The following is a 13,759-nucleotide window of genomic DNA, read 5'->3' on the forward strand; positions in this document are numbered from 1 at the left end:
ACCTGCCACTGCCGTCAATAATTCTTTACAGAACTACGATGAGAGTTTGGTGTCTTCCTGTGTCTGCACGCATCTTTCCATTGGCAGTCCGGTTAATCCACCTCGAAAATGCTACAAATATCGAATTGGTGTTTCACGGAGAAAATTTTTGTTTCTATATGTAAATATAGCGGAACTTTGTGAACCATCTCATAATTTGCAAAAATAAAAAAAGGCCAGCGAGGCTGGCCTTAGTTATATATATGAATTTCTTATATTTAATACATAAAATCAGAAGCTGGCGTTGCGCGGCGTTCTTGGGAAGGCAATAACGTCCCTGACATTTTGTACGCCGGTAACATAGGCAATCAGGCGTTCAAACCCTAAGCCAAATCCGGAATGAGGCACGGTGCCATAACGACGCAGGTCGCGATACCACCAGTAATCTTCTTTATTCAGACCCATTTCGGCAAGGCGTGCATCCAGCACGTCCAGACGTTCTTCACGCTGTGAACCACCAATGATCTCGCCGATACCGGGTGCCAGCACGTCCATGGCGGCTACGGTTTTTCCGTCATCGTTCAAACGCATATAGAACGCTTTAATGTCCTTCGGATAGTTTTTTACTACCACAGGGGCTTTAAAGTGCTTCTCAGCCAGATAACGCTCGTGTTCTGAAGAAAGGTCAATGCCCCACGAAACCGCGTTTTCAAACTTTTCACCGCAGGCTTTCAGAATTTCAATGGCATCGGTGTAATCGACCTGCGCGAAATCAGTAGTCACAAACTGTTGCAGGCGTGTAATAGCTTCTTTGTCTACGCGCTCGGCAAAGAAAGCCATATCATCCGCACGCTCTTCCAGTACCGCTTTAAAAACATATTTCAGCATCGCTTCCGCGAGCGCAGCGTTATCTTCGAGATCGGCAAAGGCAATTTCCGGCTCCAGCATCCAGAACTCAGCCAGATGGCGACTGGTGTTAGAATTTTCAGCACGGAAAGTTGGGCCAAAAGTATAGATTTTGGAAATGGCGCTGGCGTAAGTTTCGCCATTCAGCTGCCCGGAAACGGTCAGGAAAGCTTCTTTGCCAAAGAAATCTTCATCGTAATTAACTTTGCCTTCCGGCGTACGCGGCAGATTTTCCATATCCAGCGTGGATACACGGAACATTTCACCCGCGCCCTCTGTATCGGAGGCGGTTATCAGTGGGGTAGAGACCCAGAAAAAGCCCTGCTCGTCAAAGAAACGGTGCAGCGCCTGTGCCAGCGTATGGCGAACGCGAGCGACGGCGCCAATCAGGTTAGTACGTGGACGCAGGTGAGCAACCTCACGCAAATATTCGATACTGTGGCGCTTGGCGGCCATCGGATAAGTATCCGGATCGTCAACCCAGCCGACGACTTCAACCGCGCTGGCCTGGATCTCAAAACTCTGGCCTTCGCCCGGTGATTCAACAACCTTACCGGTGACAACGACAGAACAGCCGGTAGTCAGGCGCAGCACTTCATCCTGATAATTATTCAGAGAATTATTGACGACAGCCTGAACAGGATTAAAGCAGGAGCCATCGTAGACGGCGATAAAGGAAATACCGGCTTTTGAATCTCTGCGGGTACGTACCCAGCCGCGAACGGTGACTTCGCTGTCAACCGCGATCCGGCCTTGCAGTACATCCGCTACAGGCACAACGCTCATAATAAAGTCTCTCTTTTATCAGAATTAAAATTACCCGAAATCGGGGCGATCCTATGTTACTTGCCGACAGACGAGAAACAAGAAGAATTCGTTGTGATGCGGGAGATTTATTACAGAGCTGGCGGCGTAAAGAACAAAGCGGGAAAGAGATACGCTATCTCTTTCCCTTCGTGCCGGGGACTAGCTGGCTTTTTTAACCAGCGGCAAATCGAAAGCCTTACGCAGGGCGCGTACAAAAGCTTTATCCTGGCAAATAGTTTTACCCGGACTATCAGAAAGCTTGGCAACGGGTTTACCGTTACACTCAACCAGTTTAATGACGATATTCAACGGCCTTACCTGAGGTATATCGCAAGTTAAACGCGTGCCGATACCAAAAATAACCTCGATTCGCTGGCCAAAATGGCGATAAAGATCTACCGCTTTGTTTAAATCCAGATTGTCAGAGAAAACCAGCGTTTTGTTTTCAGGATTGATACCCAGCTTTTCATAATGGGCTATCGCTTTTTCACCCCATTCAACAGGATCGCCGGAATCATGCCGCAATCCCTGATAGCTACTGGCAAAGTTCAGGCCGAAGTCACGCAGAAAAGCATCCATAGTGATACAGTCAGTCAGCGCAATGCCTAAACGGTCCGGATATTCTTCCAGCCACGCCTGCAGCGCTGCTCGCTGGCTGTTGGCCAGCACGGGACTGATCTGCTGATGTGCCTGAAACCATTCGTGGGCCTGAGTGCCTACCGGTGCCAGCTGTAGCTGGCGTGCGATGTCATAGTTGCTTGATCCAACCAGCCATGGGAAATCCGTTTTCAGCGTGCTGACGATGCTCATTTGCACATCGCGGGAAAAACGGCGACGCGTACCGAAATCCATAAGCTTAAAGCGGGACATATCCATCCCGGCCGTCAGCGTATTAAATTCGCGCAGCTTGCTGTGCAAACGATCGACGGCAATTGCCGGCGTCGCCTGCGGTGAGCGATGGCGATGTACCACTTCACTGATCAATGCCAGCAGCGGTACCTCCCACATAATGACTTCCAGCCAAGGGCCAGCAATACGAATATCCAGTTTCCCCTGATGATTACGTATACGAACCTGAGAAGGATCATAGCGGAACTGTTTCAGCCATTGCAGATAATCCGCTTTGAAAAAGGGCAGGCCGGCAAGATAGCGGCTTTCTTCTTCGCTAAGCGCTAACGACTGCATCATCGCGACCTGCTGAGCTATTTCAGCAGCATAAATACCTAAAAGATCGTCGCCCCGGCAGCGAAACTCAGCCACCACGGAGACATTCTGATAACGGTGGAATACCGCCTGCTGCATATGCAGTTTATAGGCGTCCGTATCCAGCAGTGTGGTCAGTATCGGGGAAGCATGTCGTGTCATGGTGCGTTTCAGCATCCTCTGGCGAAGAGCGTTATCCCTGGTTGAAAGAGTGTAAATGACGCAGGAGTATAACTTGAATCCTCATTTATTGAACCTGATCACAGCATAATTCCACCGGACAGGTCGAGGGCAATCCGTGCGCTTGTTAAAAAAATGTATTTTTTAACAGCAATTGCCGCCTGGCGCGTCGAATGGACATGGCAACATTCTGCTAAGCGGAATAGACTTGCATTAACTAATTGTCGACGTGAGAAGGACTTATGACGCAACTGCCACAAGCCAAAAATCGCCATGATTACCGGGCGCCAGATTACACCATTACCGATATTGATCTGACGTTTGAACTGGACGCCGCCCTGACCCGAGTGACCGCAGTCAGCCGCGTAAAGCGTCTGGGCCAGGCCGATGCGTTGCTGCGTCTTGACGGGGAAGAGCTCTCGCTGATTTCACTGGAAATCGATGGTCAGCCCTGGACGGATTATGCGCTGGAGGAGGGCAGCCTGATTGTGTATCAGTTGCCTGAAGCCTTTACGATGAAAATCGTCAACGATATTCATCCGGATAAAAACAGCGCGCTGGAAGGTCTCTACAAATCAGGCGAAGCGCTTTGCACCCAGTGTGAGGCGGAAGGTTTTCGTCATATCACGTGGTATCTGGACAGGCCTGACGTGCTGGCACGCTTTACCACTACCCTTATCGCGGAAGAGAAGCTTTATCCTTATCTGCTGGCAAACGGCAACCGCGTTGACGGCGGAGTGGCAAAAAATGGCCGTCACTGGGTCAAGTGGGAGGATCCTTTCCCAAAACCTTGCTATCTGTTTGCGCTGGTAGCGGGCGATTTCGATGTTTTACGCGACAGCTTCATCACACGGTCAGGCCGCAACGTAGCGCTGGAGATTTTTGTCGATCGCGGCAATCTCGATCGTGCCGACTGGGCGATGACCTCGCTAAAAAACAGCATGAAGTGGGATGAAGAAAGGTTCGGCCTTGAATACGATCTGGATATTTTTATGATCGTTGCCGTCGACTTCTTCAACATGGGCGCGATGGAAAACAAAGGGCTAAACGTCTTTAACTCCAAATATGTCCTGGCAAAGGCAGAAACCGCCACCGACAAAGATTACCTGGGCATTGAAGCGGTAATCGGCCACGAATATTTCCATAACTGGACGGGCAACCGCGTTACCTGCCGTGACTGGTTCCAGCTTAGCCTGAAAGAGGGCCTGACGGTCTTCCGCGATCAGGAGTTCAGCTCCGATCTTGGATCCCGTGCCGTTAACCGTATCGACAACGTCCGCATTATGCGTGGCGCGCAGTTTGCAGAAGACGCCAGCCCAATGGCGCATCCGATTCGCCCCGAGCAAGTTATTGAAATGAATAACTTCTATACGCTAACCGTGTATGAGAAAGGCTCAGAGGTGATTCGTATGCTGCACACGCTGCTGGGAGAAGAAAACTTCCAGAAAGGCATGAAGCTCTATTTTGAACGTCATGACGGCAGCGCGGCTACCTGCGATGACTTCGTGCAGGCAATGGAAGATGCTTCAAAAATCGATCTTACTCAGTTCCGCCGCTGGTATAGCCAGTCCGGCACGCCCGTATTGTCCGTTCGCGATGACTACAATGCCGAACTGGAACAGTATACGCTGCACGTAACTCAGATGACGCCACCAACAGCCGATCAGAAGCATAAGCTACCTCTGCATATTCCACTGGATATCGAGCTTTATGACGGTGAGGGTAACGTCATTCCGCTACAGCACAACGGCCATCCAGTGCATCATGTGCTGAACGTAACGGAAGAGTTTCAGAGCTTTGTATTCGATAATGTTTATCACCAGCCGATCCCCTCACTGCTGCGCGAGTTTTCCGCTCCGGTAAAACTGGATTACAACTGGAGCGATACGCAGCTCACTTTCCTGATGCGTCATGCACGCAACGATTTCTCCCGCTGGGACGCGGCGCAAAGTCTGCTTGCTACCCACATCAAACTTAACGTGGCTCGTTATCAGCAAGGCCAGCCGCTCTCTCTGCCGCTGCATGTTGCTGATGCTTTCCGGGCGGTGCTGCTGGAAGAGCATAGCGATCCGGCATTGATGGCGCTGATCCTGACGCTGCCGGGCGAAAATGAGATTGCCGAACTGTTTGACGTTATCGATCCCGTAGCGATTGCGGAAGTTCGTCGTTCGCTGGTGAGCACGCTGGCAACCGAGCTGGCCGATGAATGGCTGGCAGTCTATAACGCCCATCGCGTTGACGACTATCGTGTTGATCATGCGGATATTGGCAAACGTGCATTGAGAAATATTTGTCTGCATTATCTGGCTTTCGGCGAAGTGGAGCTAGCCGATAAGTTAATTACGGCACAATTCCACCAGGCGAATAATATGACCGATTCGCTGGCTGCGATGGCCGCTTCCGTTGCTGCGCAGCTACCGTGTCATGAGACCTTACTCACTGAATTTGACGAACGCTGGCATAAAGATGGACTGGTGATGGATAAATGGTTTGCCCTCCAGGCGACCAGTCCGGCACCGGATGTGCTCAGCCGGGTGCGTGCGTTGCTTAGCCATCGTTCGTTTACGCTAAGTAATCCTAACCGAATCCGGTCACTGATTGGTGCTTTCGCTTCCGGTAACCCTGCTGCTTTTCACGCCAGTGACGGCAGTGGCTATCAGTTCCTCGTCGATATTCTGACGGATTTAAATACGCGTAATCCTCAGGTTGCGGCAAGAATGATTGAACCGCTTATTCGCCTGAAGCGTTACGATACCGATCGTCAGGCGCTGATGCGCAGTGCGCTGGAGCAGTTGAAAGGTTTAGATAAACTGTCGGGCGATCTGTATGAAAAAATCAGCAAGGCGTTGACTGCCTGATAGTGATTTTAACGGGTAAAGCAGGCGATATAATTGCCTGCTTTTTTATAAGTCTATTTTCCAGTAACAAACAGAATTTATCTTTAATTGTCAGGAATACCGCAACAGCTTTTATTCAAAATTAATGTAAATATAAATAAATGCAATAAGATGTTTTTATTATTACTATCTGATTCAATCTTATGACGGTTTAAATTCTCAATAAATATATTTGCATCTGTTGCTTAACAAAAAATAGATGTTTTTATAGATATTTTAACTTATCTGGGTGCTATGTGGCGAACATCGGTTGTATTCTGGCTTAAGTTATTATTGTGTACCCGGTTGCTATAATTCTATAACTTTCAAAAAAGCTCTAATTGTTTCTTAATTCATTCACAATTAAAAATAATTTCCTTGCCTGGTCGGTTTATTTTTAATAAATTTCACAAATTAAAGTCCTTGCGGCTTGAATATCACTAACAGGGATGTCTTTATGTTTTTACGTGCGTCATTCAGTTTTATCATGAGCGTGGGTTCAACGCTTATTTACACAACGGGCTTGCTCTCTTCGGCCTGTTATGCGGCAGAAAGCATCCCTCTGAATAATGGTTCACAGGTGATTTCCCAGCAGCAACAAAGGCAAAAGGCGATGGAAAAGCACTTGAACCCAACGGCAAAGGATGTGCGACTGCTGCCATCTGTTTCCAGTTCAGGAAAAGTCACTTTTCCCCAGGAGAAAAAATGTTTCCTCATTAAAGAAATTTTTATTGAGGGAAAAGGGAAGCTGCCGTGGGGAGAAACGTTACAAACGCTGGCTAACCAGGCGTCAGGAAAGTGCGTGGGCGGCGAGGGCATCAATCTATTGGTCAGAGTGCTGCAAAACCGATTAGTGGAGCGCGGCTATATTACTACGCGCGTTATCGTACCGGAGCAGAACCTTAAAAGCGGTACGCTAAAGCTTAAGTTAGTATTAGGGCGTATCGGTAAAGTTAAACTCGATGAAAAAAGCGATCGTTATATTCGCCGTTACAACACCTTGCCGGCCCATGCCGGCAGCTTGCTTAATTTACGCGATATTGAGCAAGGTCTGGAAAATCTGCAGCGTTTACCAACCACGCAGGCCGCGATAAAAATTATGCCCGGTGAACAACCGGGAGAGAGCGACATTAATGTTAACTGGCAACAGCAAAAAATGTGGCGGCTGGGCGTAACGCTGGACGATGCGGGCAATGTCAGTACGGGGCGCTACCAGGGCGCGCTTTCGCTTTCCGTTGATAACCCCTTATCCCTGGGAGACTTACTCTACTTTTCAACTTCCAAAAATTTACATAATAAGAATCATCAACAGAGTAAAAATATTACCGCCCATTATTCAGTGCCTCTGGGTTACTGGACGCTTGGCGCTACTGCCTATCACTACGAATACCTGCAAAGAGTTTCCGGCCTGTATCAGGATTTTCGCTACGGTGGTCAGATAAAAAATGTGGATGTCCAAATCAGCCGCGTTTTGCATCGCGGCCGCAGTCACAAAACCAGTTTTACCTATAACATTCTGGCGCGTGAATCCAGCAACTATATCCAGGATGTCTGGCTACCCGAACAGGCAAGGCGTACCTCTGCATGGCGCCTGGGACTACAGCACCGGCATTATTTAGGGCAGACCACGCTGGACGCGGCGGTCAGCTATCAGCGCGGCACCCGCTGGTTTGGTGCACAGCCTGCGCCGGAAGAAAGATCTGGCTATGCGACCGCGCTTGGCAAAATCGGCACGCTAAGCCTGCAGGTGAATACGCCGTTCCAGCTGATGAACCAGCAGTTTCGCTTTAACACTTCCTATTTTCAGCAATTCAGTAAAACGGCGTTAACTTCACCGGATCAGATTTCAATCGGAAATCGCTATACCGTGCGCGGTTTTGATGGTGAAAGAACGTTAATGGCCAGCGAGGGTTGGTTTCTTCGTAACGATATTGCGTGGCGGACACCGTTACCCAATCAGGAACTCTACTTTGGTTTCGATTACGGCAAAGTCAGCGGTTCTGGCAGCGAATACTTAGCTGGCACCCATCTTGCTGGTGGCCAGTTGGGAATAAGAGGCAACGCTTTTAACGGCAGTTACAATCTGTTTGCCGGGGTACCTTTCTCGAAACCTGACGCCTTCGCCACCAGCCCGGTCACGCTTGGCTTTACGCTTTCATGGAATTATTAAGTCTTTCAGGTTTTAAAATAGCGTAGAAATTATGGCAGGAGCGCTTGATATGTCAGCACCAGAAGAAAGTCATGTTTCCGCGAATTTAGGCAGGGATAATAAAAACGGTGGAAAAATTAAGGGTAGATAATCGCAACTGCTTTCTTATTCTTAATGGAAAACGGCAACTTAATTAATCTTCCAGTTATTTTTAATAAATAACTGCATGGATAGCTAAATGAACAGTGACAGTGATGCAGCCGTGAGTCTGCCGCACAGGTAGCATCACGCCTGTCATAAACGTTGGTATATCCATCGAGTCTGCTTCTTTTCCTTAAAAGAAAATAGCGAGAAGCAGACCAGATGGTTTTAACGACCTGTTTAATACATTAACTTTCAATAAGGACATTATAATGAACAGAAATCTGTATCGACTTATATACAGTAAAGCGCGCGGCATGCTGATTGCGGTGGCGGAATTTACTCGTTCTCAGCGTGCGGGTACAGCAGTATCTTCATCCGGCAAGCGTAGCGCAAAACTCATCTGCAAGCTTAGCTCAATCAGTTTTGGCGTTTTGCTGGCTACGGGCGCGGTGCAGACGGTACAGGCCGCCATCGTCGCCGACGCCAACGTGGCGGCCGGGCTACAGCCGACAATTATTAACAATCCCGGCATGGCTACGCAGGTCGATATTCAGGCACCAAGCGCTGGGGGCGTATCTCGTAACGTTTATAGCCAGTTTGATGTCGATCGCAACGGTGTCATCCTGAATAACTCTCAGCACGGTGCTTTCACTCAGAATGGTGGCATGGTTGCAGGCAATGCTTCACTGGCACAGGGAGCGGCTAAAATTATTCTGAATGAAGTTAACTCCAGTAACCCGAGCCAGCTAAATGGCCTGATTGAAGTTGCAGGTCAAAATGCCCAGGTGGTAATCGCTAACCCATCAGGCATTACCTGCAACGGTTGCGCATTTATTAACGCTAACCGCGCCACGCTAACCACTGGTCAGGCGCAGATAAAAGACGGCGTATTAACGGGATACCGGGTTGAAGGCGGTGAGGTCGTGGTTGAGGGAGAGACTGTATGGGATAACAATCAGGACTATACCGATATTATCGCCCGTTCGGTCAAAATAAATACTCAAATGTATGCCAACGATCTGAAAATCACTACGGGCCTTAATAATGTAGATGCAACGAATACAAATATTACCCGGCTCGATAATGCCGGGAGCGGTAAAGCACCTGAGCTTTCTCTGGACGTATCCAGCCTTGGCGGTATGTATGCCGGGAAAATTACGCTGGTAGGAACGGAAAAAGGCGTAGGGGTGAGCAATGCAGGCCAGATCATGGCAGGCGACGCTTTAACAGTGCTGAATGAAAATGGCGATATCCGCAATACCCGATATATGCACGGTGGGAATAAGCTGATTTTGGCCGCAAAAAATGTTCACAATGAGGGTAAAATAACCTCTGAAAAGGCTATTGAAATCGACAGTAGTGGAGCGGTCACCAACAATGGTCATATTTCTACCGATAGCTTCGAGGATGGTAATAGCGGGATAACCATTAAAGCCGCCAGTCTGGAAAGCCGTGGCGATATTACTACCGGCGAAAGCTGGCAAAAAACGGGCAATATCAATATCGACACTACAGATAAACTGATTGCTACCGGCCATATCAGCGCGGGCGGTGACCTGACTATGCAGGGTAAGACGGTAAATTTGAGTGGAGGCAATACCCAGGCTAATAACATTAAGCTTATCGCCCGCGACGGAATGCTGGACACCAGCAATGCTCGTGTAGAGGCTTCGCGGCAGCTTACCATTGCCAGTAGCAAATTAAATAACAAGCAGGGCATTTTATTCGGGGAAGAAGTAGCTGTTACCACAGGCGATATTAATAATCAATATGGCAGTATTCATGGCAGAAATAATTTTAAGCTGAAAGGAAACCGTATTACTAACACTGGCGGGGCGCTGGTGGCGGGTGATTCACTGGACATCACCGGTAACGAAATAAATAACCAGGCCGGACAAATCTACGCTGAAATGGGGGATGTCAGGCTTAACGTTACCGGAGATGTAGTGAATACTGATGGCGGCCAAATCCGCGCTAACGGCAAGCTGCTTATTACTGCTGGTGGTAGTATCGATAACGCAGGTGAGATAATTAGCGGTGCTCAACTGATGATGACCGCAAAAGATATCAACAATAACAACATGCTATATGCAGGTGACAGTATTGAATTAAACAGTGATGGCGCTGTCACTAACAACGGAATAATTCAGGCCGAAGGTGATGTAAAAATAGCAGCCGCAACGCTGAATAGCAGGGGAACCATCAGTGCCAGAGATCATATCCGAGGCACGGGTAATATCAATATCAGGACTACCGGCGCTCTTATTGCCACTGGTCAAAACCTGGCAAATGGCAATCTGACTATGCAGGGTCAGACGTTGGATTTGAGCGGCAGCACAACCCAGGCGGCAAATATTACACTGGCGGCCAGCGATACGTTAAACACCAGTCATGCACAAGTTTCTGCCAGACAGCAACTTACTGCTACAGCCCAAAAAATCGATAACAAAGACGGTCTGCTTGAAGCTGAAGTCATCTCTGTTACGGCTGATTCGCTGGACAATCAGGCGGGAAGCATCCGTGCCATCAGCGAGCTGGCGCTAGCCGTTACCGACATCAATAATGAGCAAGGTTCCGTTACCGCAGCGGGTAAGGATATTTTCGCTAAAGCTCCCGTACCGGAAGATAAAGCGCCTTCTTTTTCTGAATGGGATACCAATGGCGACGTATACAGGGAAATCACCTCTGTTATTGGCCGGAGATTTTTCCAGGGAAATATGCTTTCGGACATACTTAGCCATCTGTACGGAATACTTGTCAGCGGTGGTGAAATCGACAGTGATGTTATCCAGTCATGGGTTTCTTATGTCAGCGGTGGGCGCCAGCCTGAGCCCTATGAGGCGGCCATTAACACAGTGGTAAAAATCCTTACGGAAAAATGGTCGAGTCAGTCAGTCCCGGACGTCACGCCGCCTGCGAATGAAATCGTTGATGAAGACAAGGGCATAGCTGACGAAATCGTTGATGAAGACAAAGGCATAGTTGACGAAATCGTTGATGAAGACAAAGGCATAGTTGACGAAATCGTTGATGAAGACAAAGGCATAGCTGATGAAATCGTTGACGAAGACAAAGGCATAGCTGACGAAATCGTTGACGAAGACAAAGGCATAGCTGATGAAATCGTTGACGAAGACAAAGGCATAGCTGACGAAATCATTGACGAAGACAAAGGCATTGCTGACGATAAAGTGCCTTCCTTCTCCGAATGGGATACCAATGGCGACGTATACAGGGAAATCACTTCCGTTATTGGCCGAAGGTTTTTTCAGGGAAACACGCTTTCGGACATGCTTAGCCACCTGTATGGAATACTTGTCAGCGGCGGTGAAATCGACAGTGATGTGATTCAGTCAATAGTTAACACGGTCAGCGGTGGGCGACCAACCGAAGCGTATGAATCGGCCGTCAACACGGTGGTAAGGGTACTTACGGAAAGATGGTCTGGTCAGTCAGCCCCGGCAGTCCCGGACGTCACGCCGCCTGCTAATGAAATTGTTGATGAAGACAAAGGCGAATGGTACATCCCGCCAATGGATATTGATGGCCATCAGGCACTTGAGCAGTGGCCACTGTCCGCCCTGACTCTCCAGCAGATTAAAACTGCTATAAGCAGTGGCGATATCAAATGGCAAAACACTTCAAAAGACTTTGTCGCTGACGTCGTTAACTATTTTGCCTGGACCCTGGCAAAAGGCGGCGAGATTAATGAACAGTTAGTTCATGCCATTGCCGCGCAGGTTTGGGGAATGGGCGTAACGGCAGAGAATGACGCTTCAATCGCCAGCATTGCCAATATTGTTACCGCTAACTGGCCTGCTAAATAAGGCCGATAAGCCGCAGCAACAGGGATAATAATGTCCTGACTGATACCGCCCTTTATAACAGGGCGGTATTTTTTTATAGCAAGCACCTGAACCGACAGAGTGTTTTATTAACGCTGCGCGTAACGCTTTTCCGCTTCAACCGGCGAACGCTTCATTACTCTGTCCAGCACTTCCGCTTCCAGCTCTGCCAGCCGTACAGAACCTTTGCGGCGCGGACGTGGCAGATCGACAGTTAAATCCAGGCCGATTTGACCTTCCTCAATCAGCAGTACGCGATCGGCCATAGCAACCGCTTCACTCACGTCATGCGTGACCAGCAATACGGTAAAATGATGTTTTTGCCAGAGTGATTCAATCAGATCCTGCATCTCAATGCGGGTGAGGGCATCCAGCGCGCCTAAAGGTTCATCCAGCAGCAGCAGACCGGGACGATGAATCAGCGCCCGGGCCAGCGCCACACGCTGTTTTTGCCCACCTGAAAGCGCCGCTGGCCATTCTTTGGCGCGATCGGCCAAACCCACCGCTTCTAACGCTTCCAGCGCTGCACTTTTCCAGGCCTTGCCTTTCAGCCCCAGGCCAACGTTATCAATAATGCTTTTCCACGGCAGCAGGCGCGCATCCTGAAACATTAAGCGCGTATCATCTTTTGCCTCGCTCAGGGGCGCACTGCCAGCCAGCAGCTCACCGGATGTGCTTTTTTCCAGCCCGGCCAGCAGGCGAAGCAGCGTACTTTTACCGCAGCCGCTGCGGCCCACTACGGCAACAAACTGCCCGGAAGGGATATGCAGATCGATACTGTTCAGCACGGTCCGGCCATGATACTGCTTGCTGACGCTATTAATAACCAGAGGCGTCCCGGCATTCAGACGTGCTGGAGAAGACGTTATCTCGCTCATGCGTTTTCCTCTTTCAGTTGATAAGCCGGATGCCAGCGCAGCCAGACGCGTTCCAGTAGCAGCGCGCTGACGTCAGCCAGTTTCCCGAGCAGGGCATAGAGAATAATGGCGACCACCACAATATCGGTCTGTAAAAATTCGCGGGCGTTCATGGCCAGATAGCCGATGCCGGAGTTGGCAGAAATGGTTTCTGCCACAATCAGCGTCAGCCACATCAATCCCAGCGCAAAACGGACGCCAACCATGATGGAAGGCAGCGCGCCGGGCAGCACCACCTGGATAAACAGGCTCCAGCCAGACAGCCCGTAGCTGCGGGCCATCTCCACCAGACCACGGTCAATATTGCGGATACCGTGATAGGTATTGAGATAAATTGGAAACAGCGTACCCAGGGCAACCAGAAATATCTTGGCGGATTCATCAATACCGAACCATAAAATCACTAGCGGGATAAGCGCCAGGTGCGGCACGTTGCGCAGCATCTGTACCGAGGTATCCAGCAGACGTTCGCCCAGGCGCGACATGCCGGTAATCAGTCCCAGAATCAGGCCGATGGATCCGCCAATGCTAAAGCCCACCGCCGCGCGCCAGCTGCTAATAGCCAGATGCTGCCAGAGCTCGCCGCTGGCAGAGAGTTTCCAGAAAGTAATCACGATGGCTTCAGGCGAAGGCAGAATGCGGGTAGAAAGCCAGCCCGTTTGCGAAGCGATCTGCCAGACAACGACCAGCGCAATCGGCAACGCCCATGGAATCAGCTGATTCCCGATACGATTAAGCGTTTTACTCATGGCA

General features: G+C 49.5%; 7 protein-coding genes. 3 read left to right on the top strand and 4 right to left on the bottom strand.

Going from position 1 to position 13,759, the window contains the following annotated elements; genetic code table 11:
* Positions 1-270: 270 nt before the first annotated feature.
* Both asnS and pncB read right to left on the bottom strand, forming a co-directional pair.
* Complete coding sequence (gene asnS / locus KUE00_RS14285; RefSeq protein ID WP_246760557.1) at positions 271-1,671, bottom strand: asparagine--tRNA ligase; 1,401 nt, start codon at positions 1,669-1,671, stop codon at positions 271-273.
* A gap of 180 nt (positions 1,672-1,851) precedes the next feature.
* Positions 1,852-3,057, bottom strand: a complete 1,206-nt coding sequence (pncB, locus tag KUE00_RS14290; protein ID WP_246760558.1) for a nicotinate phosphoribosyltransferase — start codon at positions 3,055-3,057, stop codon at positions 1,852-1,854.
* A gap of 260 nt (positions 3,058-3,317) precedes the next feature.
* Here pncB and pepN point away from each other — a divergent pair, with 260 nt between their 5' ends.
* The 3 genes from pepN to KUE00_RS14305 all read left to right on the top strand — a co-directional run bounded on the left by pepN (position 3,318) and on the right by KUE00_RS14305 (position 12,071).
* Positions 3,318-5,933 (top strand): aminopeptidase N, encoded by a 2,616-nt coding sequence (pepN, locus tag KUE00_RS14295; protein ID WP_246760559.1) that lies wholly within the window; start codon positions 3,318-3,320, stop codon positions 5,931-5,933.
* A gap of 475 nt (positions 5,934-6,408) precedes the next feature.
* Positions 6,409-8,121, top strand: coding sequence for a ShlB/FhaC/HecB family hemolysin secretion/activation protein (locus KUE00_RS14300; RefSeq protein ID WP_246760560.1), 1,713 nt, complete (start codon positions 6,409-6,411; stop codon positions 8,119-8,121).
* 392 nt (positions 8,122-8,513) lie between these two features.
* Positions 8,514-12,071 (top strand): two-partner secretion domain-containing protein, encoded by a 3,558-nt coding sequence (locus KUE00_RS14305; protein ID WP_246760561.1) that lies wholly within the window; start codon positions 8,514-8,516, stop codon positions 12,069-12,071.
* A gap of 107 nt (positions 12,072-12,178) precedes the next feature.
* Here KUE00_RS14305 and ssuB read toward each other — a convergent pair whose 3' ends face one another.
* Together ssuB and ssuC are read right to left on the bottom strand one after the other, a co-directional pair.
* Entirely contained in the window at positions 12,179-12,967 is a 789-nt protein-coding gene (ssuB, locus tag KUE00_RS14310) for an aliphatic sulfonates ABC transporter ATP-binding protein (RefSeq protein WP_246760562.1), read from the bottom strand.
* The gene (gene ssuC / locus KUE00_RS14315; protein ID WP_246760563.1) at positions 12,964-13,755 is read right to left on the bottom strand and encodes an aliphatic sulfonate ABC transporter permease SsuC; all 792 of its coding nucleotides are present in this window, start codon (positions 13,753-13,755) and stop codon (positions 12,964-12,966) included. The genes ssuB and ssuC overlap by 4 nt, the downstream gene beginning before the upstream one ends.
* Between the last annotated feature and the right edge of the window lie 4 nt (positions 13,756-13,759).

Source organism: Erwinia phyllosphaerae (assembly GCF_019132875.1).
Lineage (GTDB): Bacteria > Pseudomonadota > Gammaproteobacteria > Enterobacterales > Enterobacteriaceae > Erwinia > Erwinia phyllosphaerae.